The 24,694-nt window shown below is 67.5% G+C and carries 21 protein-coding genes and 1 pseudogene; 4 read left to right on the forward strand and 18 right to left on the reverse strand.

What is annotated here, in order from left to right:
• The 11 genes and pseudogenes from ACWDUA_RS22165 to ACWDUA_RS22215 form a co-directional block, all read right to left on the reverse strand.
• Positions 1 to 125: pseudogene (locus ACWDUA_RS22165) on the reverse strand (ABC transporter ATP-binding protein); the annotation flags it as partial.
• A gap of 30 nt (positions 126 to 155) precedes the next feature.
• On the reverse strand, positions 156 to 896 hold the full coding sequence (locus ACWDUA_RS22170; RefSeq protein ID WP_449753174.1) for a hypothetical protein: 741 nt from the start codon (positions 894 to 896) through the stop codon (positions 156 to 158).
• A 62-nt stretch (positions 897 to 958) separates the two neighbouring features.
• Positions 959 to 1,918, reverse strand: a complete 960-nt coding sequence (locus ACWDUA_RS22175) for an MlaD family protein (RefSeq protein WP_449753175.1) — start codon at positions 1,916 to 1,918, stop codon at positions 959 to 961.
• Positions 1,915 to 2,949: an MlaD family protein gene (locus ACWDUA_RS22180; protein ID WP_449753176.1), complete on the reverse strand. Its 1,035-nt coding sequence runs from the start codon at positions 2,947 to 2,949 to the stop codon at positions 1,915 to 1,917. Before ACWDUA_RS22180 ends, ACWDUA_RS22175 begins: the two co-directional genes overlap by 4 nt.
• Positions 2,946 to 4,019 (reverse strand): MlaD family protein, encoded by a 1,074-nt coding sequence (locus ACWDUA_RS22185; protein ID WP_449753177.1) that lies wholly within the window; start codon positions 4,017 to 4,019, stop codon positions 2,946 to 2,948. The genes ACWDUA_RS22180 and ACWDUA_RS22185 overlap by 4 nt, the downstream gene beginning before the upstream one ends.
• Positions 4,020 to 4,022: 3 nt before the next feature.
• Complete coding sequence (locus tag ACWDUA_RS22190; protein WP_449753178.1) at positions 4,023 to 5,021, reverse strand: MlaD family protein; 999 nt, start codon at positions 5,019 to 5,021, stop codon at positions 4,023 to 4,025.
• Entirely contained in the window at positions 5,009 to 6,025 is a 1,017-nt protein-coding gene (locus tag ACWDUA_RS22195) for an MlaD family protein (protein ID WP_449753179.1), read from the reverse strand. The genes ACWDUA_RS22190 and ACWDUA_RS22195 overlap by 13 nt, the downstream gene beginning before the upstream one ends.
• Positions 6,025 to 7,107 (reverse strand): MlaD family protein, encoded by a 1,083-nt coding sequence (locus ACWDUA_RS22200; protein ID WP_449753180.1) that lies wholly within the window; start codon positions 7,105 to 7,107, stop codon positions 6,025 to 6,027. The genes ACWDUA_RS22195 and ACWDUA_RS22200 overlap by 1 nt, the downstream gene beginning before the upstream one ends.
• A gap of 1 nt (position 7,108) precedes the next feature.
• Entirely contained in the window at positions 7,109 to 7,975 is an 867-nt protein-coding gene (locus ACWDUA_RS22205; RefSeq protein ID WP_449753181.1) for an MlaE family ABC transporter permease, read from the reverse strand.
• Between the two features lie 4 nt (positions 7,976 to 7,979).
• Positions 7,980 to 8,840 (reverse strand): ABC transporter permease, encoded by an 861-nt coding sequence (locus ACWDUA_RS22210; RefSeq protein WP_449753182.1) that lies wholly within the window; start codon positions 8,838 to 8,840, stop codon positions 7,980 to 7,982.
• 78 nt (positions 8,841 to 8,918) lie between these two features.
• Entirely contained in the window at positions 8,919 to 10,310 is a 1,392-nt protein-coding gene (locus ACWDUA_RS22215) for an aldehyde dehydrogenase family protein (protein ID WP_449753183.1), read from the reverse strand.
• Between the two features lie 287 nt (positions 10,311 to 10,597).
• Here ACWDUA_RS22215 and ACWDUA_RS22220 point away from each other — a divergent pair, with 287 nt between their 5' ends.
• Positions 10,598 to 11,437, forward strand: coding sequence for an enoyl-CoA hydratase/isomerase family protein (locus ACWDUA_RS22220; RefSeq protein WP_449753184.1), 840 nt, complete (start codon positions 10,598 to 10,600; stop codon positions 11,435 to 11,437).
• 9 nt (positions 11,438 to 11,446) lie between these two features.
• Here ACWDUA_RS22220 and ACWDUA_RS22225 read toward each other — a convergent pair whose 3' ends face one another.
• From ACWDUA_RS22225 to ACWDUA_RS22235, 3 genes are read right to left on the reverse strand one after another with little or no spacing between them, the layout of a single operon-like run.
• On the reverse strand, positions 11,447 to 12,739 hold the full coding sequence (locus tag ACWDUA_RS22225) for a TetR/AcrR family transcriptional regulator (protein ID WP_449753185.1): 1,293 nt from the start codon (positions 12,737 to 12,739) through the stop codon (positions 11,447 to 11,449).
• 37 nt (positions 12,740 to 12,776) lie between these two features.
• Positions 12,777 to 13,607, reverse strand: a complete 831-nt coding sequence (locus tag ACWDUA_RS22230) for an alpha/beta fold hydrolase (protein ID WP_449753186.1) — start codon at positions 13,605 to 13,607, stop codon at positions 12,777 to 12,779.
• Complete coding sequence (locus ACWDUA_RS22235) at positions 13,607 to 14,389, reverse strand: nitroreductase (RefSeq protein ID WP_449753187.1); 783 nt, start codon at positions 14,387 to 14,389, stop codon at positions 13,607 to 13,609. Before ACWDUA_RS22235 ends, ACWDUA_RS22230 begins: the two co-directional genes overlap by 1 nt.
• Positions 14,390 to 14,483: 94 nt before the next feature.
• Between ACWDUA_RS22235 and ACWDUA_RS22240 the strand changes: the two genes are divergently transcribed.
• Positions 14,484 to 15,812, forward strand: a complete 1,329-nt coding sequence (locus ACWDUA_RS22240) for an oxygenase MpaB family protein (RefSeq protein WP_449753188.1) — start codon at positions 14,484 to 14,486, stop codon at positions 15,810 to 15,812.
• 126 nt (positions 15,813 to 15,938) lie between these two features.
• Here the strand turns inward: ACWDUA_RS22240 and ACWDUA_RS22245 are convergent, their stop codons facing one another.
• Positions 15,939 to 17,078 (reverse strand): acyl-CoA dehydrogenase family protein, encoded by a 1,140-nt coding sequence (locus tag ACWDUA_RS22245; protein ID WP_449753189.1) that lies wholly within the window; start codon positions 17,076 to 17,078, stop codon positions 15,939 to 15,941.
• Positions 17,075 to 18,253, reverse strand: a complete 1,179-nt coding sequence (locus ACWDUA_RS22250; protein WP_449753190.1) for an acyl-CoA dehydrogenase family protein — start codon at positions 18,251 to 18,253, stop codon at positions 17,075 to 17,077. The genes ACWDUA_RS22245 and ACWDUA_RS22250 overlap by 4 nt, the downstream gene beginning before the upstream one ends.
• A 154-nt stretch (positions 18,254 to 18,407) precedes the next feature.
• On the opposite strand from ACWDUA_RS22250, the gene ACWDUA_RS22255 reads away from it, so the two are divergent.
• Both ACWDUA_RS22255 and ACWDUA_RS22260 read left to right on the forward strand, forming a co-directional pair.
• Positions 18,408 to 20,438 carry an FAD-dependent oxidoreductase gene (locus tag ACWDUA_RS22255; RefSeq protein WP_449753191.1) on the forward strand — a complete coding sequence of 677 codons (2,031 nt, stop codon included), beginning with the start codon at positions 18,408 to 18,410 and terminating at the stop codon, positions 20,436 to 20,438.
• A 40-nt stretch (positions 20,439 to 20,478) separates the two neighbouring features.
• The gene (locus ACWDUA_RS22260) at positions 20,479 to 22,317 is read left to right on the forward strand and encodes an AMP-dependent synthetase/ligase (RefSeq protein ID WP_449753192.1); all 1,839 of its coding nucleotides are present in this window, start codon (positions 20,479 to 20,481) and stop codon (positions 22,315 to 22,317) included.
• A 39-nt stretch (positions 22,318 to 22,356) separates the two neighbouring features.
• Here the strand turns inward: ACWDUA_RS22260 and ACWDUA_RS22265 are convergent, their stop codons facing one another.
• The gene (locus tag ACWDUA_RS22265) at positions 22,357 to 23,022 is read right to left on the reverse strand and encodes a TetR/AcrR family transcriptional regulator (protein WP_449753193.1); all 666 of its coding nucleotides are present in this window, start codon (positions 23,020 to 23,022) and stop codon (positions 22,357 to 22,359) included.
• Positions 23,023 to 23,104: 82 nt separating this feature from the next.
• Positions 23,105 to 24,625 (reverse strand): class I adenylate-forming enzyme family protein, encoded by a 1,521-nt coding sequence (locus tag ACWDUA_RS22270; protein ID WP_449753194.1) that lies wholly within the window; start codon positions 24,623 to 24,625, stop codon positions 23,105 to 23,107.
• Positions 24,626 to 24,694: the final 69 nt, after the last annotated feature.

Genomic DNA, 24,694 nt, shown 5'->3' on the forward strand with positions numbered 1-24,694 from the left:
CCGGTACCCGACGGCCCCAGCAACGCACTGACCTCACCCGACGGCAACGTCAACGACACATCACGCCAGATGTTCTGCGAGCCGAACGACTTGGTCACGCCGTGGACGGCGACCTCGACACCCATCGTCTCCTCCGTTCCTCTCCGCCTACCGTCTCAGTTGCCGGGGGTCGCCGGCGCCGACGGGGCGGGCGATCCGGAACCGTCGGTCGGATTCTGCTGGGCACCTTCGAGATTCGAACCGATCCCGCTGATCTCGGTGATCGACCAGTCCTGTGCCGGATCCACGGTCACCTTGTAGGTCGCGGTGGACTCGATGCCGTCGGGGGCCTGCGCGTTCTTGGTCATCACGTTGACGAAGGCCACCACCTGGTAGGTGCCGTTCTCGTGGGAGGTCACGGTCGCGGCGATCGGTTCGGCGGTCGACGACCACCGCAGGGGGGTGATCAGCTGTTCCATCGACTGCGACGCCTTGCGAAGCCGGTCCGCCAGTTCGGGTGTGGTGCCCGCCGTCAGGCGTGTACGCCAGTCGCCGGGGTTCTCGAAGCTCATCTGGGCGGCGCCGGTGGCGTAGTCCAGCGCGACCTTCTCCGCATGCGCGTTGTCGTCGGCGGCGCGGTGCAGGCCGTCCACCTCGGAGGTGGTGGCGATCAACCGCCAGGCGAGCACTGCGATGGCCGCCACCACGACCACCCCGGCCACGCCGATCAGCAGCGTTCGCAGCGAGATCGACTGCCGCGCAGACGATGTCGACTTCTCGGTCGATGTGGTCCCGGACTGATCCCCGGAATCCGTCGTCCCGCTGTCGTTTGTTGCGATGTCGGTCGCTTCGGTGACCGGGTCGACGGTGGTGGCGTCGGTGCGGGTGTCGGTCTCGGTGGTGGTCGTGGTGGTCATGATGGTCGAACTCCTCGGGGTGGGGTGAGTGGCTGTGAGAGGCTGCGGGTGAGAGGTGCCGTTCACCTCCCGCCGGCCGGGACGTGCACGGTGAGTGCGCCGGACGGTGACGTGGCGGCGATGGCCTTGTCGAGGAGCCGACCGAGATCGACCGTGCGCAACGACGCCGCACCGGCGCGTGCCGCCGGCATCAGGTTGACACCGATCGTGTTCAGGTTGGCCGAGTTCTCGTCGAGGAACTTCTGCAACTCCCCGAACAGCGGGCTGGCACCGTATTTCACGCCGTCGTAGAGCGGGCCGCCGAGGACGACGGCGTCGCGCACCGACGCGAGGAGCTCACGGAAGCCCTCGCCGAAGCCCTCCATCTGCGGTGTGGTGCGGGCGAGCAGATCCGGGATCGGCCCCGACCGCATGATCAACGGTTGCAGCGTGCTCAGCAGGGTGACCAGCGAGTCGGACTGGCGGGTGAACTCGGCGGCGAACAGTCGACCGGCCCGGTTGAGATCGCCGATCACCTCGGTTCCGGCCGGTAGGCCGGTGTCGAGTTCGGTGAACACCCGCTGCACCTGCTGGGGATTCACCTGCCCGAGCACGTCGGTCAGCCGTTGCGAGAGCTCCTTGAAGGTGGTCGGCACACTGACGCGAGTGGGATCGACGCGGGCGCCGTCGTCGAGGTAGGGTCCCGACGCCGCGTTCGGGAGCACCGCCACATACGCCTCGCCGAGCGCCGAGAGGTTGTCCACCCGGAAGGCGCTGTCCACCGGAATCCGTTGGGAACTCCCGTAATCCCAGGTGATCACGGCCCCCTGAGCAGTGGTGGTGATATCGGTGACGTGACCGATCTCGATGCCGCGCAACAGAACCCGTGACCCCACCAGCAGGCCGTTGGTGTCCGGGACGGCCATCGTGGCCATGCGGGCTCCACGCTCGGTGACATGCAGTCCGACGTTGAGGATGTAGACGATGGACAATGCGGCGAGGACGAGCATCGCGAGCACCGACATCCGGGTCTTGGTGATCATCGGATGGCTCCCAGCACGCGCAGCAGGTTCTTGGTGTCTCCGAGCAACTGACCGCCCCCGGAGGTGCTCACCGAGGTGACGTTCACCGACGGGTTCTGTGCGAACGGCAGCACCGTGTTCTGCAGGAACGCGGTCAGTTCGGCGCCCGTCGCCGGTGCCTCGTCCCACATTCCACGGCCCGATTCGGTGACATCGGCGACCGAACGCAGCATCGGGATCAGCCACACCCCGCCGATGAAGATCGAACCGACCGACGGCAGCAGCGTACTGATGTGTGCCACCACGGAATTCGCGACCCGATCCCAGTAGTGCGCGGCCTCGGGCCCGAAGACCCCGGCGATCTGCGGAGCGACCTGACCGAACGACACCGCGGTCTGGTCGAGGCCCGCCATCATGCGATCGATCTCCCGGGTGTGGGCGGCGAGATCGTCCAGATCGGTCGCAACCGTCGAAGCGATCCTGCGTACCTGGGCGACCGGCGGCATGGTGCGGTTCAGCGTCGCCATCGTGTCCTGGGCCTTCTGGATGCTGCCGCCGTTGACGAAGTACGCGAGCACCGCGATGGTGTCCTCGAGCGTCGGCGGGGAAACCGTCCGATCGGTCGACACCACGCTTCCGTCGTGCAGATATCCCGCCTCGGACGCACCGGCATTCGGGGTGAGCGCGACGTAGGTGTCACCGAGCAGCGTGTTCTGCCGGATGATCGCCGACGTGCCGGCGGGCACCGCGGTCTCATCGGACAGGCCGACGATCACATTGACGCCGGTCGGGGACTCCTCGGTGGACTCCACCGTCCCCACCCGGATGCCGTTCATCATCACGTCTGCACCGGCGGGGAGGTTGAGTACGCTCTCGAACTGCAGCGTCACCCGATAGTCCGTGCTCACGCCGGCCCGGACCGACGGGAGTTTGTTGGGACTCAGTGAACATCCGCTGATGCCGGCGACCACGGCGGCCACCAGCAGGGCCGTCACCGCGGTCCGGATGCGCCGGGTGGCTGTTGATCTCGTGTGCACTCGTGTGGTCATCATCGGCCCGCCTTGTCGAGCAGGAGTGTGAACAGGTTGACGGTGTCGGTGCGTCCGCCGCTGCAACGGACGCCGAGGCCGGCGCATTGTGCGGCGGTGAGGGCGACCCCCGGCGCCTGGTAGGGCACCGAGAGACCACCGGAGGCCTGCTGGTCACGCAGGGCGGCGGCGATCGACGGGACCATCCCGTAGAGCTGTGCGAGATCGGACGAGCGAGTGGCGGCGAGGGCGATGATGTCCTTGACCGGACCGTTGACGATCGGCCAGATGATGTCACCGTAGTTGCGCTGGATGTCGTAGACGGTGGCGACCGTCCAGCCCACCCCGCGATCGAACTTCGCGACATGGTCGAACAGGGTGGTGCCCTTGGCCGCGACCACCGGCATCTGCTGCAGGATCGACATGATCTGCCCCCAGTTGGCCAGGGCGTCGTCGGTCAGCGGGGCCATGTCGGCGATCGCCGACCCGACGTTGGCCACGAATTCGTCGGGCGTCCGGGCCGCCTCCGCGGCCTGTTCGAACATCCTCGACGCGTTCTCACCGGTGCCGGCGAGTGCCTTGTCGAGTCCGTCGAGCGCCTGTTGGAGATCGGGATTCCCGTTGTCGGACAGAGCCTTCAGGAAGTCCGATGCCGATCCGGTGATCTCGGAGATGCTCTTCGGGGTGAACGAGTCCTGCAGTGGGATACAGGTTCCCGAGGCGAGCGTCGCACCACCGTGGTAGTTGCCGACGAGTTCCAGACTGCGGTCGGCGAGCAGGGATTTGGAGCGGGTCACGGCGCGGGCGTCGGCCGGGAAGGTCCGGCCGTCGTCGAGGCTGAAGCTGACGCGGACGTGGTTGCCCGCCGAGTCGATCGAGGTGACCTCGCCGACCCGATACCCCATCTGGGTCACCGGGTTTCCCACATACAACCCGATCGCGTCGGGCATGTCGGCGCAGAATCCGGTACCACCGTCACCGGTGGTGGCGGTCTCGCCGGAGGTGGCCGATCGGGCCACGGTGACGCCGGCGACGGCGAGCACGGCCACCAGCACGGCGGCGAGCGCGAGGGTCCATCGACGTGATGTCCTCATTCGTCAACACCTCTTTCCGGGTACGGGGACGCAGATGTGGTCGAGGGCGAGAGTGCCGCCGCCGAGCTGCCGCATGCCGGCAGGGGTCAGCCACTGCGCCAGCCGTTCCCGCATATTCATCAGTCCGTCGATGGCCGGTCCCATGTCGCGCTGCCAGGCCTCGATCGCATCGCGCATCGCATAGATGTTGGTGCGCACCAGATCCGAGTTATTCAGGTAGAACTTCTCGAACGGCATCAGCTGCGACAGGATGGTGCCGAGGAGTTCGTAGGTGTAGTTGAATCCGGCCGAATTGTTGTTGTAGGTGGTCACCACCGTGTCGATCTTGCGGACGAGGTCGAACACGAACTCGCGGTTCGCGTCGAAGGTGTGGAGGTACTCTGCGGCCAGTCCGGCGATCCGATGGACCTGGTCACGCTGGGTGGCGAACACCGCGGTGACGGCATCCATACCGTCCACGACCGAACGCAGCGACGTCGAATTCGATTGCAGGGCTTCGGCGACCTGGGCGAGGTTGGCATTCACCGTCGACGCGTCGACGTCATCGGTGACATTGGGAACCTGTTGCAGCACATCCCCGATGGAATAGGGCACGCTGACCCGGGTCACCGGGATGGTGGCCGCGGTCTCCGAGCGGCCCAACGGGATCAGGGTGACGGCGTAGCCGCCGACCGGGGTGAGCATGCGCACCTCGATGGTGGACTGGTCACCGACCCAGGTGTCCTGGTCGATCCGCGCCTCGACGGTGACGTGGTCGGTGCCCATCGAGATGGCGGAGATCTTGCCGACGCTCACCCCGGCGACGCGGACATCCTGACCGGTGGTGATCGCGGACGCATCGGTGGTCTCGAACGCGATGGTCCTCTGCGCGGGCGGCCGGACGTAGATGATGCCGAGGACGGCCAGCACCGCGATCGCGATCACGATCACACCGATGCCCAGGGCGGCATCGCTGGACCAGAGCCGGTGCAGCACACCGCCCCGTCGGTTCACTGTGCGCACAGGATCACCTCACTGCCACCGAGGAGGGTGCGGACGTCGCCGGGCAGGGTGGCCCGCCCCCTGCTGCACCGGGTGTCCACGGCGCCGCGGGTCTGGGTGGTCTTCAGACCCGCTAGGGTGTTCGGCATGAGCGTGAACGCGCCGAGGGCGTCGTTCATCGAATGGAAGATGTGCGTGAGCATCACGTCCACGTCGAGGTCGGCGCTGACGCCCAACGAGGCGAGGATCCGTTCGATCGGTTCCAGCAACGCCGGCCCGTAGGTCGCGGTCTTGCCGAACTCGTTGAGCACCTTCATCGCATTGTTGATCGGTGTGTTCACCGCCTGCAGGAAGGCGAGTACGTACTGCGAGCGTCCGCCCATCGAGTCCGCGATCCGCGACATGTTCCGGGTGAGTGTGGAGATCATCGCCTGACGGTCCTTGGCGAACTCCGCGAGCTGCTGTGTGGCGTCGAGCATCGGGGCCAGGCCCGATCCGTCACCCTGCAGCAGGGCGATCGCGTTCGCGCTGAACTGGTTGATCTGCTCGGAGTTCATCGTGGCCAGCACCGGTTGCAGACCGTTGAACAGACCCGTGATGTCGAAGGAGGGAGTGGTCTTGTCGGCCGGGATGGTCGACACCGGACTCCCGGGTGCCGCCCCGGCGGCGACGTCGAGATATCGCACGCCGGTGAGGTTCTGGTACTTGATGGCCAGTTGGGTGGTGTCGGTGAGCCGGTGGCCGGACTCCATGGTGAAGCCCACCCTCACCACCGGTGCGCGACCGGCGGTCCCCTGGACCAGGTCCACGCTGGTCACCTTGCCGATCCGCATGCCGCGGGCACGGACGTCACCGTTCACGTGCAGCCCGGAGGCATCGGTGAACTCGGCGGTGTAGGTGGAGGTCTCGATGTCGTCGACGGGATTGCGCATCGCGTTGACGACGAGGATGAACAACAGGACCGTGACGATGCCGACGGCACCGACCTTGGCGCCCGAGATCAGCGTGCGGGTGCGTGGTGACATCAGCGTTGCCCCTCTCCGGTCGTGGTGGCGCCCATCTTCTGCAGCGGACCCGCGAACGCCGGCATGCTGTCGAGCACGACACGCAGTTGCAGTGTCTTCTGGCGGTCGGTCCCGGTGAAGGCGCCCTGCAGCCCGGCGATCGCCTGGCGGGTCTTGACGACCGTTGCCCCGCCACCGAGCGCGCCGGGGAGCGGTTCCATCAGATACTGGATCAGGGTGACCAACGGCGTGAGCTCGGTGCCATGCGACGCCAGTAGCGCCCCGGCCTTGCCGAAGAGATCGTCACTGGCGACGGTCAGTGAGTCGTCGGTGAGGTCGTGGAACGCCTCGTCGACGCCGCGGGAACCGTCGGGCAGCGTGTTGTACGGGCTCTCGGTGATCGCGTAGAGCCCGATCATGGTCTGCCGGTTGAACGCCGGGAACTCGTCGAGCACATCGTTCATCCGGTGCAGCAGCGTGCTGGGCAGGTTCTGCTGGGTACGGGCGATCTTGTCGGTGACGATCACCCCGGTCTCGATCAGCGGTGCGAGGCCGTTGGCGTAGCGCATCACCTTGTCGAGTGAGGAGATCATCTCCTTGGTCAGGGAACCGTCCACCACGATCGACCCGCGCTCGAGCATGGTCGACATGGTGAAGTCAGGTGCGCTGGTGCGTTCGATCGTCTGACCGTCGCGCAGCGGGGCGCCGCCCTGCCGGGCGACGAGGTTGACCGCGGTGATCCCGAAGTAGTTGGCCGGCCGGAAGTCGAGGTCGAGGTCGTCGGTGAGGGACGAGGCCGCGGCGGCGTCGAGCACCACATCCACCTCGACGGCGTCGGCGGTCGGTGCCACCACCTCGGTGACCTCGCCGATCTCGGCTCCGTGGAGCAGAACCTTGGACCCGGGCTTGATACCCGGACCGAGCGCGGGGACCACGAGATGCACTGCGGTGCCCGTGGGTTCGGTGGCCCTCGGGTACACCACCACGGCGATTGCGACGACGATGGCGATGACGGCGAGCGCGATGGTGCCCGCGAGCGCGAGTGTGCGTAGTTGGCCGCGGCCGTCGCCGCGGAGGAAGTCTTGGCTGGTGAATCCGGACAACTCAACCCCTAAACGGCAACACTGGGTTGAGACCCCAGATCGCCACTGTCATCAAGAAGTTCAGGACGACTATCGCCACCAGGCTCGCGCGGATGGCGCGCCCCGATGCGGCGCCCACCCCTGCCGGACCGCCACTGGCGAAATAGCCGTAGTAGCAATGGATCAGCGTGACCACGGCACAGAAGATCAGCGCCTTCGCGATGGAGGCGATGAGATCCGGCAGCGTGACGAACTGGGCGAAGTAGTGGTCGTAGGTGCCGGCGGGTTGCTCGTGGAAGATCTTGATGATCAGTCCGCCGGTGATGAAGCTGACCACGACGGCCATCAAGTAGCTGGGCAGCACCACGAGCATGCCGCCGACGAGCCGGGTGCCGACCACGAACGGGATGGCGCGCAGGCCCATCACCTCGGTGGCGTCGATCTCCTCGGAGATGCGCATGGCACCGATTTCGGCGGTCATCCGGCAGCCCGCCTGGGCGGCGAACCCGATACCGGTGATGATCGGCGCCACCACCCGGATGTTGCCGAACGACCCGATGATGCCGGTCAATGCACCGAAGCCGAGGAGATCGAAGGCCATGAAGGCCTCGATCGCGACGACCGCTCCCACCGCGATGCCCAGGAAGAACATCAGGCTGACCACGCCGCCGTCGACGATGATCGACCCGCTGCCCCAGGCCATGTCGTTCATGGTCTTCAGGGTCTGCTTGCGGTAGTGCCGGATGGTGGTGGGCAGCAGCGCGAAGGTCTTGCCGACGAAGACGACGATCTGACCGAATTGCGCTGCGGCCGAGACGAGTCCACCTGCGATGGCCTGAGCGGCCCGCGTGACGGGGTTGCCGGGTGCGGCGATCCTGTTTGTGGTCATGCGATCACGCCAGCTGCGCCGGGAAGAACATGGTCTGCAACTGACTCACGGCCAGATTGGTCATGAAGATGCAGAACACGCTGAGGACGACAGATGCGTTGACCGCGTTGGCGACACCCTTGGGACCGCCTTTGGCCTCGAGTCCGCGAAGACTGGCGATGACCACCACGATCACCGCGAAGAGCAACGCCTTGACGACGGAGAAGATGAGATCGGTGGGGGTGGCGAAGGCTCCGAAGGACTGCCAGAAGCTGGCCGGCACCACGTCGTTGACGTTGGCCGAGATCGCCAGCCCTGCTGCGACACCCGAGGCGATGATGATGATGCACAGTGCCGGTGAGATCGCGACCATCGCGAGGAACCGCGGGACGATCAACCGCTGGACGGGGTTGACCCCCATCACGCGCATGGCCTCGATCTCCTCACGGATGGAGCGGGCACCGAGATCGGAGGCGATCGCCGAGGCCGCGGCACCGCTCATCAGTAGGCCGGCGGCCATCGGTGCGCCCTGGCTGACCACCCCGAGTCCACTCGCAGCGCCGGCCAGCGAGTTGGCACCGACCTGGTCCATCACGCCACCGACCTGCACCGACACCTCGGCACCGATCGGTACCGCCATCAGCAGGGCGGGCAGCGCGGTGACCTTGAACAGCTTCCACATCTGTTCGACGACCTCGCCGACGGGCAGGCGCAGGGTGACCGAGTCCAGTACCGAGAACCCGAGCACCTCCATCGCGAGCCGAGCCGACCGGCCGATCGTGTTGACGCTGCGACCGATCCGGTCGATGACCGAATCGGCCACGCGGCCGATCGCGCGCACGACACCGGGAGCCGGTCCGCGCTTTTCGAGCACGCCGACGCTCATTTCCACCTCTTCTCGATTGTGCAGGGAACACCGGTCGGTGCCGCCGGACATGCGGCACCGACCGGCGGTGACTCGCCGTCAGCCCATCACGCGGCGAAGCACCCGACGCATCGTCGGCCCGTACGGCGGATACGTCGCCGCCAGGTCGGGACGACTCTGCTTGCGCAGCACGGCCTTCTGATGGCTGAAGGTGTCGAATCCGTGCTTGCCGTGATAGCGCCCGAGCCCGGATGCCCCTACCCCTCCGAAGGGCAGTTCCGGGACCAGGAGCTGATAGAGTAGGTGATTGATGCCCACCGACCCGGACGAGGTCTGCTCGAGCACCTTGTGCTCGCCGGCGGCCGACCGGGTGAACAGGTAGAGCGCCAACGGCTTCGGACGATCGTTGATGAACTCGACGGCGGCGTCGAGATCGGGTACCGAGATCAGCGGCAGGATCGGGCCGAAGATCTCCTCGCGCATCAGTTCGGAGTCGGGATCGGGGTCGGTGACCAGCGCCGGTGAGATGGTGAGGCGTTCGGCGTCGACCACTCCCCCGTACTGCTCACCGCCGTGCGTCTCGAGGACCCGGGCGAGCCGGTCGAGGTGACGACGGTTGACGATCCGGGTGGTGTCCGCCGCCGCCCGCGCGGGCAGCTCGGTGAGCAGCAGTTCCACCAGACGGGGCCGCGCCGACTCCTCGACGAGGACGTAGTCCGGTGCGATACAGGCCTGTCCGGCGTTGATCGATTTGGCCCACGCGATCCGCCGGGCGGCGATCTCGAGGTCGGCGTCGGCGGTCACGATGGTGGGACTCTTGCCACCGAGTTCCAGTGTGACCGGGGTCAGATGTGTTGCGGCGGCCGCCATGACCGCTCTTCCGACCGTGGTCGATCCGGTGAAGAAGATGTGGTCGAACGCAAACGTCAGCAGTTCACGGTTCACCACGCCGTTGCCGACGACCACGCGGACGGCCTCGGGATCGAGGTAGCGCGGCAGGAGCTCCGCCAGCGAACGGGCGGTGTTGCCGGCGACGTCGGAAGGTACGACGACCGCGGTGTTCCCGGCGGCGAGCGCACTCACCAGCGGCTGCAACGTCAACAGGACGGGGAAGTTCCAGGTACCCAGGATCAGCACCGCACCCCTGGGCTCCGGGAGGGTGAAGGCCTTGCCCGGGGCCGCCGCCGCGCCGGTCGACACCACGGTGGGTGCGATCCAGGTGGGCAGCTCGGCGAGGGTGTGCCGGATCTCGTGGCGCACCGGACCGATGTCGGCCATGAAGGTCGCCATGGCACTGCGACCCAGATCGGCCTCGATGGCCGACGCGAGCTGCGGCTCGCACTCGTCGATGAACCGCAGCAACCCCTCGAGCTGTGCCACCCGCCACGACAACGGTCGGGTGCGCCCGCTCCGGAAGGCGGCACGCACCCGCGCGAACTCGGCCGGCATATCCGGCGAGTGCACGGGAACGCTGGTTTCGGTGAGGGTCATCGGTCACTCCGAGTGGTCGAGGGGGCACACGTCGACGTGTGGGCGGCGCAGCCCTGGACGGAAGGTATCGATCGAACAGGGCGAGCATACAAAGTGTTCAGACGTGATGTCAATCACTTTCACAACAGGCTGCGGTTGTGACCGCCAACACAATTCGGGCTGCCGCCATGTAAGCACCATGAGACAAATTCTGTCAAGCGTCAGCAGTTGGATCGACGTCGACCGTGACCGCCGACCAGAGTTCATACATTTTGTCTGGTCAGACTATCTGGGATAGCGTTCCCACCGTGACCGACCTGCATGAACGCATGAACCCCGACGTGCTCGACATCCGACGCGAGCGCGGCATCGCGTGGCTGACCTTCACCCGGCCCGAAGCCCTCAACTCCTTCGACACACGTCTGCAGCACGCCTTCAGAACCGCCGTGGACGACGTCGCCGCAGACGTCGGCATCCGTTGCGTGGTCATCACCGGAGCCGGTCGTGCATTCTGCGCAGGCGCCGACCTGTCCCTCGACGACCTCGGCCCGGATGTCCGACTCGCCCCGCGCACGGAGGAGGAACTCCGGCTGCGCTACAACCCGGCGGTCAAGACCATCCGGACGATGCCCAAACCGGTCATCGCGGCCGTCAACGGGGCCGCAGTCGGCGTCGGCTGCGCGATCGCGCTGTCGTGCGACGCGGTCGTCGCGGCCGAATCCGCGTCGTTCTCCGTCGCATTCGCGAAGGTGGGGCTCACCCTGGATGCCGGTGCCTCGCTGATGCTCGGCGCCCGGATCGGGCTCGGCCGCACCACACGGATGGCGTTCGACGCCCGCAGTGTGGACAGTTCCGTCGCCGCCGAGTGGGGCATGGTGGACGAGGTGGTCGCCGACGACGAGCTGATCGCGCGGGCGAACCGGCTGGCACAGCGGTACGCCGACGGTCCGACCCAGGCGTTCGCTGCCACGAAGCGCTCGCTCAACACGGCGCTGCTCCCCTGCCTCGACGCGGTCTTCGAAACCGAGATCGCCGGCCAGACGGCTCTGGTCGACTCGGCGGACTTCCGTGAAGGGGTGGCTGCGTTCATGCAGCGACGGACCCCGACCTTCACCGGTTCACCGGCCGGGCCGCGCACCCGGATGTGACCGGCGCGGTCAGCGTCGGCCGTACAGTGCTGCGGAGAGGAACCGGCCGACCAGCTCGGTGACGGTGTCGAGGTCCTGCAGGTGCGCTTCTCCGGCCAGTGCACCGGCCACCGCCCGCTCGATGGTCCACAGGATGGTGGCCGCATATTGCGGCACCGGAGGGCCGGCCGGGGACGCACCCCGTGCACGGTCGGCGGACAGGACGGCCTCGAGGATCGACTCCATCGAGTTCATCGCCGCGAGATACTCCGACCGCAGCTCCGGCATCCGGGGCCAGATGTGGACGGCGTTGCGGATCACCGCACCGAACTGCCGCAGGTCCAGCCATACCCCCACCTGGCCGAGCAACGCGGCGGGGTCGTCACGATCGGTGTCGTCGAAGCTGGCGAATCCCCCGACCACGTCCCTCGCCGCCTCGCGGAAGAGGACGACGAAGGCATCCTCCTTGCTGCGGAAGTAGAAGTAGAACGAGGCACGGGAGATCCCGGCCCGCTCGAGGATCTTCGCGACGCTCAGCTCGGCGAGCGTGTACTCCGACAACAGTTCGCGCATCGCGTCGAGAATCCCCTGCGCGGTGTCCGGCACGGGATCCGGATCCGTCTGCGCGGCAATGACCCCGAGATCGACCGATACGGATTCGATTGTCGCTGCCGACGTCTCGTCGGGTTCGCTCCGGCCACCGTAGATCGCGGCCTCGGTCACCGCCTGCAATGGGGAGACCAGCGAATCCACCGACGGCAGACGGGGATCGAGTTCCCGGGTGGTCACATAGAAGACGCGCTCGGCCGCGCCGACCAGCATCGCGGCGATCATCTCGGCCGGCGGACCGTCCGGTGCGCGACCTTCGGCCCGTTCGAACTCGATCTGTTCGGCGATGGCACCGACGAACCGTGCGAACATCCGCTGCCAGGCCGCGGCCACCGGGGGTTCGGTGTGCATGTGCTCGATCACCGAGCAGATCACCGCGCCGTGCTCCGACCACATCGCCAGGGTGTTCTCCAGGCTCGACCCCATCCGGCGGGCCCGGTCGCGTCCCGGCGAGGTGGACCAGGGTCCCTCTTGCCCGTAGGAGTCGTCGAAGACGCGGCCGAGCAGGGCCACGAGCACGTCATACTTGTTCGCGAAGTAGTGATAGAAGTTCGCCCGCGAGAGTTTGCCCTCCCGCAGGATCTGCGCCACGGTGAGGTCGTTGAGGGTCGTCTCGGCGAGCAGCTTCTCGGTGGCGGCGAAGACCGCCTGCTCGGCCTTCGATCCGCCGTCGAACTCACGGGGCCGACGGCGGACGAACGATCCTTGCGACATATCCGCAGCTTACAGCATGTATGGACACATCGTCTGTTCAGCGGACGCGCGTCGCGTCTGCCGCGCCGGCGGAGACCGCCGCGAGCAGCGCCTCGTCGAACTCGTCGGGCAGCTCCAGCATCGGATAGTGCCCACAGTCGAATTCGACCAGGGTGCTGCCGAGCCGCTCGCGCACCCAGCGCGCGCCGCGCACCGACAGGGCCGGGTCGGCGGTCCCGACGAGCGCGGTCACCGGAACCCCGATCGCACCGAGCAGATGGGTCTGATCGGTGCACAGCAGGGTCCGCATGGCCGCCTGCCCCGCCCAGGTCGGCGTCTGCAACGAGATCCGGTGCAGCCAGTCCAGCGTGGCCGGCGGCGGTGCTTGCTTGAACGGATCACCGACTGCACTGCGACGCAATGCGATACGGTCGGCGTGCTCGGCCGCCAGGATGGCCGGGAGCGGCTGGTCGGCGGGTATGCCGAACGGGAAGTCGGCGGTGCGCGAGGCCGATACGCCGTTGGACGCCACCATCACCAGGGCCGCCACCAGGTCGGGCCGGTCATGGGCGACCCGCAGGCCGACCATGCCGCCGAGCGACCATCCGACGACGGTCACCCGATCGAGGCCGAACGCGGTCACCACGTCGACGGCGTCGGCGGCAAGGCGATCGATACCGTACCCGTCCAACGGCGCCTGGGAACGGCCGTGCCCGCGCTGATCCATGGCCAGCGCCCGGTGGCCGGCGCGGGCCACCACACCGAGCTGCCGGTCCCAGACCTCGCCGCTGAGGCTCCACCCGTGGATGAACAGCACGGCCGGTCCGGATCCGAGTTCACGGACGTTGATCTCGACGCCGTCACCGGTGAGGATCGTCCGCTGGGTCATCATCTCGGTTCTCCCGTCACGGCGTCCTCGACGACGTCGGTGTCGATGCCGGTGTCGATGCCGGTGTGGAAGGTCGCCACCTCGGCGCCCGTCTGCCGAGGGGTGCGGTAGCCGTTCACGGGGTGCTCGGTGTCGGCGTATCCGAACGAGATCGCCAGGAGCACTTGCCGTTCGGCCGGAAGGTCGAGATGCCGGCGCAACAGCGGTGCGGCCGTCGCGATCGCGGCCTGAGGGATCGCGGCGATCCCGCGCGCCTGGGCGGCGAGCAGGAACGTCGAGACGAACAGCCCGCAGTCGACCGCTCCATAGGTTCCCAGGTCGCGTTCGGTGGTGAGGACGGCGACGTGCGGTGCGTCGAAGAAGTCGACGTTGCGCAGGGCCTGTCGCGCCGAGGCGGCCCCATCTCCCTTGGCGATGCCGATGCTCTCGTAGAGCTGCCATCCGCTCGCCCGCCGCCGCTCGGCGAACACCCCGTCGTAGGTCGCGGGGAACTCGATGTCCGGCGCGGGAGGCGCCCCGGCCTCGATGCTCGTCCGCAGCGCCGCACGCAGCCGATCGGTCTCCGACCCCACGGTGACGTGGAGGTGCCAGGGCTGGGTGTTGCACCACGACGGCGTCCGCCGCGCCGCATCCAGGATCCACTCGATCTCCTCCCGCGGAACGGGATCCGGGCGGAAGGCCCGGCAGCTCCATCGGGTGGACAGGAGGTGCAAGAGCGATTCGGAGGCAGGGATGTCGACGGCGTCGCCGACGCCGGAGGGAAGGTCCATACATGCGGCCATACATAGAGTGTAGACATACTGTTCAGTCGGGTCTACCCTCCGATGTAACGGCCATCACAAGCCGATCGCGAGAATCCCGGAGCCAGGAGTCGACATGACAAGTACCCCGACCAGTTCGCGCCCGCCGACCTTCGACGGTGACCTCGACGTCCCGCCAGGACTCCCGCGCGGTATCGATCTCGGCCGAATCGCGAACAAGGACAAGGCGATCGCCATGTACGGCCGCCCCCTCGTCGAACAGCTGACCGATCACGCGCTCCTTGCCGACGACTACGCCTACCAGGCGATGCTCGACTTCAAGGACAAGGACAACGGTGTCAGCTGGCGCACCTTCGATCACGCACTCGACCACGGGATCGATGCCGTCGACGATCCGACTCCCGGTCTCGTCGCGATCTTCGAGCAGCTCGACCACATCCCGGAGTGGGTCGACCTCGACCAGCTCTATCGGGGTGCGGTGGCGTTCTGGCGGGCCGGTCCGATCGTCCCGCCGGTGCTCGCCTGGGGTGCGATCGCGGGCGGCTTCTCGATGTACAGCGCCACCCGCCCGGTGCTGTTCAGCGGACGGCTGCGCAAGGCCGACAAGGTCGGCACCCGATTGATCGAGAGCTTCCGCTACGTGGTGGCCGCCTACACCCCCGGCGGGATGGGGCGATTCGAGGAGGGCTTCCGGCTCACCGCGAAGGTCCGGATGATCCATGCCGCGGTCCGCCACAGCCTCAGCCGGTCCGACGCGTGGGATTGGGCGAACTGGGGTATCCCGATCAACAACCTCGACTCGATGGTCACGCAGTCCGGCCAGTTCGGCGTCAAGTTCATCGACGCGGTCCAGGCGTCCGGGATCCGCTACAGCGACCGGGAGATCGAGGACATCATCGCGCTCAGCCGCTACGTCGGCCACGTGATCGGGGTGCCGGCCGAGATCCTGCACACCGACTATGCCGACGCGCGACGCAAGACCGCGCTGCACACCCTGCTCGAACTGCCGCCGGACGACCTGTGCCGCGACGTGGTCCACTCGATCGTCGAGTACAGCATCGAGAACCCGCCCGGCGACGTCGAGGTCCTGCCCGCCCCGATCGCCTCGTTCATGACCGACGAACGGCGCCTGAAGCTCGCCTACGGCCTGCTGCACTCCTGGATTCCGGGCGATGTCATGGATGCACTCGGCGTGGAGAAGACCGCGTGGCGGCACATCCTGCCCACGATCCGGCCGTTGGTGTCGGTGGCCGACCGCATCGGCCGGCTCCTCCCGCATGACGACGAGGCCACCGCCTTCGGGATCCTGCGGCAGTTCAACGATGCCATCAAGCTGCCGGACGGCGCGAACAAGGCCATGGCCGTTGCCAATCCGGACGAGGTACTCGCCGACGTCGCGGACAACAAGGGCGGTATGCCCGTGGTGGCCGGGCGGCCGCACTGATCATCGTCGGCCCCGACGTCCAGAACACACAGACGTCCAGAACACACAGACGTCCAGAACACACAGGCGACGCGGCGGCGCCCACCCGGAATTCGGGTGGGCGCCGCCGCGTGATCTCGATGGCCCTCAGAGACCCAGTGAGCGGCCGACGATCTCGCGCATGATCTCGTTGGTCCCGCCGTAGATCCGCTGCACGCGGCAGTCGCGCCAGCGTCTGGCCACCTCGTACTCCTCCATGTAGCCATAGCCGCCGTGGATCTGCAGACAGGCGTCGAGTGCCTCGAATTCCAGTTCGGTGGTGGCGAACTTGGCCCCGGCGGCCTCGGCTGCGTCGAGTTCCCCGGCGTCGTGGGCCTCGATACACCGATCGACATAGACCCGTGCCATCGCCACCTTGGTGGACAGTTCGGCCAGCCGGAAACGGTTGGCCTGGAAGCTGCCGACCGGCCGGCCGAAGGCGGTGCGTTCACGGCCGTAGTCGACCGCGGTGGTGACGGCGTACTCGGCGCTCGCCACCGCCACCACCGCCATCGACAGGCGCTCCTGCGCGAGATTGCCCATCAGATAGTGCAGACCACGCCCGGGTTCACCGAGGACGTCGGCATCGGGGACGTGGACGTCGTCGAAGTACAGTTCGGCGGTGTCCTGCGCACGCCGGCCGATCTTGTCGAGCTTGCGGCCCCGCCGGAACCCGACCTGGCCGTCGGCGACGACGAACAATCCGTAACCGCCACCGTCGGATTCGGGGATGCGGGCGGCGACGATCACCAGGTCGGCCTGGATACCCCGCGTGACGAAGGTCTTGGAACCGTTGAGCCGCCACCCTTTTCCGTCGCGGACCGCCGTGGACCCGATGGCGCGCAGGTCCGACCCGGTTCCCGGTTCGCTCATCGCGATCGCGATCGCGGTGTCCCCCGCGGTGATCCCCGGAATCCAGCGTTGCCGTTGCTCCTCGTCGGCGATGTCGAGGTAGTACGGGAGCACGATGTCGTTGGTGAGCGAGAACCCGTCGCCGACCGCACCGGTGCGCACCATCTCCTCGTTCAGCACGGCGTTGAAGCGGAAGTCGCGGGTGCCGGTGCCGCCGAGCGCCTCCGGCGCGGCGAACCCGACGAAGCCCTGCGCGGCCGCCCGGGACCAGAACTCGCGGTCGACGAAACCCTGGGACTCCCACTTGTCGGTGTGCGGCACTGCCTCCTTGATCAGGAACGCGCGCACCGATTCCCGGAACTGAACGTGCTCGGTGTCGAAGATCGTGCGCCTCATCCGCGCAACCCCATCGACTTGCCGATGATCTCTTTCATGATCTCGCTGGTACCCCCGTAGATCCGCTGAATCCGGGCGTCGACATAGGCACGGGAGATGGGGTATTCGGCCATGTAGCCGTAGCCGCCGAACATCTGCAGGCATGCGTCGACCACACGTCCCTGGACCTCGGTCGCGGCCAGTTTGGCCATCGCCGCCCGATCGGCGGTCAGCTCACCGGCCACATGCTCACGCAGGCAGTCGTCGACGAAGGCACGCACCACCTCGGTCTGCACGTGGGCGTCGGCGAGGGTGAATCGGGTGTTCTGGTTGGCCGACAACGGTTTCCCGAACGCCGTGCGCTCCCCCACGTAGACGGTGGCGAGCCGGACGGCCCGGATGGCGGCGGCGGTGCTGGCCACCGCGATGGTCAGCCGCTCCTGAGGCAGGTTCGACACCAGGTACCGGAAACCTCCTCCGGGCTCACCGAGCAGATCACCCACCGGCACACGGCAGTCGGTGAAGTTCAGTTCGGCGGTGTCCTGCGCGTGCATACCGATCTTGGCCAGGTTGCGGCCCCGTTCGAAACCGGGTGTGTCCCGCTCGACGACGAGCAACGACAGTCCCGCGTGGCGGTCGCCGTCGGCGGTGGTGCGGGCGGCGACGATCACCAGATCGGCGTTGATTCCGTTGGAGATGAAGGTCTTCGCCCCGTTGAGCACGAAGTGGTCGCCGTCGCGGACCGCGGTGGTGGTGATCCCGGCCAGGTCCGAGCCGGTTCCGGGTTCGGTCATCGCGATACCGGCGATCAGTTCGCCGGAGGCAAGGCCGGGCAGCCAGCGCGCGGCCTGGTCGTCGGTGGCGTAGCGCAGGAAGTACGGCACGCAGATGTCGTTGTGCAGGTTGACCCCGAAGGACATCACCCCCGCATCGGCGACCTCCTCGGCGATGATCGCGTTGAACCGGAAGTCGTCGACACCACCGCCGCCGTGCTCCTCGCCGATCGCCATGCCGAGGAATCCGTGGGAGCCGGCTGCGGTGAACCGGTCGCGGGGCACGATCCCGTCGACCTCCCATCTGTCGTAGAAGGGGGTCACCGAGTCGTCGAGGAAGCGGCGGAAGCTCTGCCGGAACTGCTCGTGCTCGTCGTCGTAGACACGCCGGTGGGTGCGGGTCGGTGATGCGGTGATGCTCATGGTCGCCGATCTCTCGTTGCGGTACAGGCCGATTCCCGGGCGGGGAGGCCGATTCGGGGACTCCCGGCGGCACTTCCGCCGGGTCCGTGATGTCCGGTCGGACCGACCGATATGTGATTGACACCACGTCTGAACAGATTGTATGGTCTGCTGTATGGCCGAGTCCAGACCCCATCCCACATTTCCGCTCCGGGGCGGTCAGCCCGCCGGCGCCTTCCGCCCGACCCCCGACTTCACCGACGCCGAGCTGAGCGCCGCGATCGCCGACGCGAATCTGCCGATCCTGCTCGGTTGCCTGGCCCTGATCACCGGCGACGACACGTGGATCGAGGCACCGTTCCTCCCCACCCCGCCACCGGATCTCGGTGATCACGACGGCGGCGGGCTCGACGAGCGGACCGCCGCCACCATCCGCGACGCCGCGACGACGCTGCTGCGCGGCTGGCGCGACGGAGCACTCACCCTCGCCGATTCCCCGGCGCCGGAGCGCCTCTCCCACGTCCTGGCCACGATGCTCGGCGACCGGGTCCCGGACGAGTACGGACAGTTGCTCGCCGAGGAGATGGGTCTCGCACCCCGGCACACCGAGCCCACGCGATCTCCGGCGCCGGGCTTCCATGTGGTGATCATCGGCGCGGGGATCTCCGGTCTGGCGATGGCGGTCCGTCTCGGACAGGCCGGCATCGACTACACCGTCGTCGACAAGAACGCCGACGTCGGGGGAACCTGGCACGAGAACATCTATCCCGGGTGCGGGGTGGACACCCCCAGTCACCTCTACGCCCTGTCCTTCGATCCCACGCCGGACTGGTCGACCTATTTCGCACCGCACGACGAGCTGGCCCGCTACTGGCACGACCTCGCCGAACGCCATGGCGTGCTGCCCCGCACCCGCCTGCGCACCCGCGTACACGAGGCCCGGTTCGACGAGGCCACCTCACGCTGGGAGGTGACGGTGGGTCCCGCCGACGGCGACACCCCCACCGACACGATCGTCGCCGACGTGGTGGTCAGCGCCGTCGGCCTGCTCAACCAGCCGAGCACCCCCGACATCCCCGGACTCGACGACTTCGCCGGGCCGACACTGCACACCGCGCGCTGGGATCCGTCGCTGGACCTGACCGGAAAGCGGGTCGGGGTGATCGGAACCGGCGCCAGCGCAATGCAGTTCGTTCCGGCGGCGTCGGAGGTGGCACAGCAGGTGACGGTGTTCCAGCGGACCGCCCAGTGGGCCATGCCGCATCCGTTGAAGGGCGCCGAGGTCGCGGAGTCCACCCGATTCCTGTTCGCACACGTGCCGTACTACCTGGCGTGGTACCGCGCCCGCCTGTTCTGGCGGATGGGCGACAAGGTGTGGAAACTGCTCCAGGTCGATCCCGCGTTCCCGCATCTCGGTCGCGCGGTGAACAAGGCCAACGACCGTCTGCGCGCGATGCTCACCGCATACATCGAACAGCAGCTCGCCGGTCATCCCGAACTCCTCGAGCACAGCGTGCCCGACTACCCGCCGTACGGAAAGCGCCTGCTCGTCGACGCCGGCTGGTTCTCGACCCTGACCCGGGAGAACGTCGACCTGGTGACCGACGCCGTCGACACGATCACCACCAGCGGTGTCCGGACCGCCGACGGGACCACCCACGATCTCGACATCCTGGTGTTGGCAACCGGTTTCCGGGCCGTCGACGTCCTCGATTCGCTGACCGTGCGCGGCCGTTCCGGGCAGACGCTGCGCGAGGTGTGGGGCGCCGGCGACGGTCGCGCGCATCTGGGTATCTCGGTCCCGGGCTTCCCCAACTTCTTCTGCCTCTACGGCCCCAACACCAACACCGGGCACGGCGGCACCGTGATCGCCGGCACCGAGATGCAGGTCCAGCACATCACCGCCCTGATCAGCACGATGATCGATCGGGACGTCGCCACCGTCGAGGTCCGTCAGGACGCCCACGATGCCTACAATGCCGAGCTCGATACCGCTCTGGCACAAACAGTCTGGGACTTCGGTGGCACCACCACCTACTACCGCAACGCCGGCGGACGCATCGTGACCAACAGTCCGTGGCGCTACGTCGACTACTGGCGCCGTGTGCACACTCCACAAGACGAGCACTACACCCTGACCCCGCGGATTCCCGACGACGCGGCGTCTGATCGCTCGCCCGGGGTCACCGCCTCGGCATCGTCCTGACCTGCCAGATCGCAATCCCCTTCCCAGACAGGTGGTCCACATGTCACAGACAACCGAAGCGCCCACTCCCACAGCGGCACCCGGGATCGCCGCGGCGACCCTTCCGGACGCCTTCGCGGCGACCGTCCGATCCCGACCAGATCAGCAGGCGCTCATCGCCTTCGGCGAGAACCGGTCGCTGACCTGGGCGCAGTACGCAGCCCAGGTCGAGCAGTTCGCCGGTGGCCTCGCAGGACTCGGCGTCACCCGTGGCGACACCGTCGCGATCATGCTGCCCAACAGCCCCGAGTTCCACATCGCCGACATGGCGGCACTGCACTTGGGCGCCACCCCGTTCTCGATCTACCTGACCTCCGCACCCGAACAGATCTCCTTCCTGTTCGACAACGCCGACAATGCCGTGGTGATCACCACCAGCCACTTCCTCGACGTCCTGGGTCGGACCGCGACGCCGGGGCTGCGGAGTGTTGTGGTGCTCGACTCGCCCGACACCCCGCTCCCCGGCCACGTCGGCAACGCGGCCGTCATCGGCCTCGAGCGGTTCGTCGGCGCACGACCGACCACCTTCGACTTCGAGACCACCTGGCGCGCGGTGCAGTCCACCGACCTGGCCACCTTGATCTACACCTCCGGCACCACCGGTGACCCCAAGGGCGTGGAGCTGACGCACGCCAACCTCATGTTCGTGATGCACACCTGCAATCTGCGGTTCCCCTTCGCCACCGACGGTGCCGCGATCTCCTACCTGCCGACGGCCCACGCCGCCGATCGTGTGTTCTCCCACTACCTGGCGACGGTCACCGGTTGGCCGATCACCACCGTCGGCGATGCCGGCGCGGTCTTCGCCGCGGTGGCCCAGGCCCGGCCGTCATGGTTCCTGGGCGTCCCCCGGATCTGGGAGAAGCTCCGTGCCGGGCTCCTCGCACGGTTCAACGACCTTCCCGACGCCGCCCGCACGGCCACCCTGGTTGCGCTCGAGGCGGCAACCGAGAAGGTGCGTACCGAACAGGCGGCAGGCGAGGTCGCCGACGATCTCGCCGCCGCCGTCTCCGCCGCCGACGCGGCGATCTTCGCCGGCCTGCGCAGCCAACTCGGACTGGATCGGGTCGCGCTGCTGATGACCGGAGCCGCGCCGATCGCACCGGCAGTCCACGAGTTCTACCTCGCCCTCGGCCTCCCGCTACAGGAGGGTTTCGGGATGTCGGAGACCAGTGCGCTGGGCTTCACCAACATCCCCACCGACATCCGCGTCGGCAAGGTCGGGCCGGCCCAGCCCGGCACCGAGGCGAAGCTCGCCGACGACGGTGAGCTGCTGCTGCGCGGACCGCACGTGATGCGCGGCTACCGCAAGGCCCCGGAGAAGACCGCCGAGGCCATCGATGCGCACGGCTGGTTGCACACCGGCGACATCGCGACGATCGACGACGACGGCTGGGTCAGCATCGTCGACCGGAAGAAAGAACTGATCATCAACGCGGCCGGGAAGAACATGTCACCGGTCAACATCGAGGGCAAGCTCAAGAGCGCGTCGCCGCTGATCGGCCAGGCCTGCGTGATCGGCGACCGTCGGCCCTACAACGTCGCACTGCTCGTCCTCGATCCCGACGCCGCGCGAGTGTTCGCGCAGCAGAACGGGATCGACGACGATTCGACCGCCGCACTCGCCGAGCATGCGGCATTGGGCCGGGCGGTCGCCGACGCCGTCGCCGAGGCCAACACGCACCTGTCGCGGGTCGAACAGATCAAGTCCTACCGCATTCTCGGCACCGAATGGCTACCCGATTCCACCGAGCTCACGCCGACGATGAAGCTCCGGCGTCGGGGCGTGACCGACAAGTACGCCGACGTGATCGAGGAGCTGTACCGCCCGCGGACCTGAGGCACGAGACCCCGCCGCCGAACGACACGATCCCGGCCGTCAGGACTTCGGTTCGACGGCCGGGATCGTTGCCGTGTGCACCAGTGCCGGCTCCGCGGCACCCGGCAAGAAGGCGGGCAGCACAAAGGTGCGCAACATATCCCGGTGAGCGGGATCGTCCGGCCGGTCGAAGTCGAGTCGGCCGACCAGGATGAACTGCAGCAGCGCGATCCACTCCGCCATCCTGGCGGGATCGATGTCGTCGCGGATCTCCCCACGCTCGATCGCCTGGGTCAGGATCGGATCCCACATCTCTGCGGTGAGCCGGGCGGCGAGACCCGAACTGCCGATGAGGGGTTCGGCCATCTGCATGTGTTCGGGACTGACCAGGATGCGGATCATCGGATCGCGCCGACCACGGTCGACGAGGAAGATCAGTCCCTCGACGAGCTGGTCGGCGAAGGTGGGCTGGGCCAGGATGAACTTGCGCGCCTTGGCGAAGAGCATCCGGGAGCGTCGTTCGATCAGTGCCGAGATCAGCGAATCGCGGTCGCCGAAATACCGATAGACCGTCGGGCGTGAGACACCTGCCTCACGCCCGATGTCGTCCATCGTCGTCTTCGACAACCCATAGCGGTCGAACACCTTCTCCGCCGCGACCATGATCTGCTCGCGCGCCTCGACGATGTCACCACTCAATACGTTGCCGGTCTTTCGCCGCGCCACTTCCACCTCCGACTACCCGTCGAACTCGATGATACAAGAGACGGGTTGCGTCGGATGTCCGGCCAGCGACCGTAACCCGTCGTCAGCGCACCTTCTCGTAGCGGGACTCGACGTCCTTGTACTCGTCTCGGATGACCGTCTTCGCGATCTTGCCGCTGGGCAGCCGCGGCAGCGGATCCTGGCGGATCACGACGTAGCGCGGCACCTTGAAGTCGGCGAGGACCTGCTCACAATGGGAGACGATGGTGGCCGCGTCGACCTCCTTGGACACGGTGACGATGGCAGCCGGGGTCTCCCCGAACCGGTCGTCGTGTGCGGCGATCACCGCGACCTCCTCGACACCGTCGATCGCACCGATGGCGATCTCGAGCTCGACCGGGGAGATGTTGATGCCCCCGGAGATGATCAGGTCCTTGAGCCGGTCGACGAACTGCACGCGGCCCTCGTCGTCGCTCACACCGAGGTCACCACTGTGCAGCCAGCCGTCACGCAGTGCCTGCGACGTCGACTCGGGGTCGTTCCAGTATCCGGGCGTGACGCCCGGTCCGCGGACGACGAGCTCGCCCTCCTCGCCCGGAGCGGCCGGCGTGCCGTCCGCCCCGAAGACCTTGACCTCGGTGAAGATCGAGCCGGTGCCGCAGCGATCGGGGAACTCCAGTGCCTCCTCGCGGATGGTCGCGGTGGCCACGCCGCCGGCCTCGGTCATGCCGTAGATCTGGCGCAGCAGCACACCCTTGCCGGCCCACCGTGCGAGCAGCTGGGTGGGCACCGCGGCGCCACCGACGATCGCGGTCTTGAGTGCGGACAGGTCGGCATCGGCGAATTCCGGTGCGCGCGAGATGGCCTCGAAGATCAGCGGGACACCGAAGATCGCCTCCACCGCATGCTGCTCGAGCAGTTTCACCGCATTGGACGGATTGAGCTCGGGCTCGACCACCAGGGTGCCGCCGAGCACGGTGGTGATCAGCAGACCGTAGACCAGCCCCGGCGTGAACGCGAGCGGCAGCACCAGCAACGTGGTGGCCCCCGGACGGAAGCCCTCCTCGGTGAGGGTGTTCTCCAGCACGATCGACAGCAGCGTCCGATTGGTGAGGATGACCCCCTTCGACAGTCCGGTCGAGCCGCTGGTGAACAGCACCGCGGTCGGCTCGTCGGGTTCACGATCGACGCGGAAGTCGTCGGCGTCAGCGGAACGCAATCGGTCGAGCTCGGCATAGGTGAGCACCGAGAACGACTCGCCGATCGCCGCGGTGTCCTCGGCGAGCTGCTCGAAGCCCGGCGCCACGATCACCACACCGATGCCGGCGTCGTCGGCGATCTTGCGCAGCTCGGCGGGCTTGTAGCGACTGTTCAGGGGCACGAGGACGCCGCCGGACTTGAGTACACCGAGCGCCGCGACCGGCCAGGTCAGGGAGTTGGGGCCGAGCAGCCCGACCCGGTCACCGGGTGCCACACCGAGGTCGGTGACCAGATGTCGGGCGATCTGGCTGCTCCAGTCGCGAAACCCGCGGTAGCTCAACTGCTCGTCGGCGAACACCAGTGCGGTGGCGTCACCTTTCGTCCGTGCCCACCAGTCGAGGGCCTTGCCGATGGTAGCGGTCATGATGTCTCTTTCGATCGGGGAATTTCACCTAATACCAATAGGATAAATCGGACAGCCGCCGCCACGGGC

It is taken from the genome of Gordonia sp. NPDC003376 (assembly GCF_053589235.1).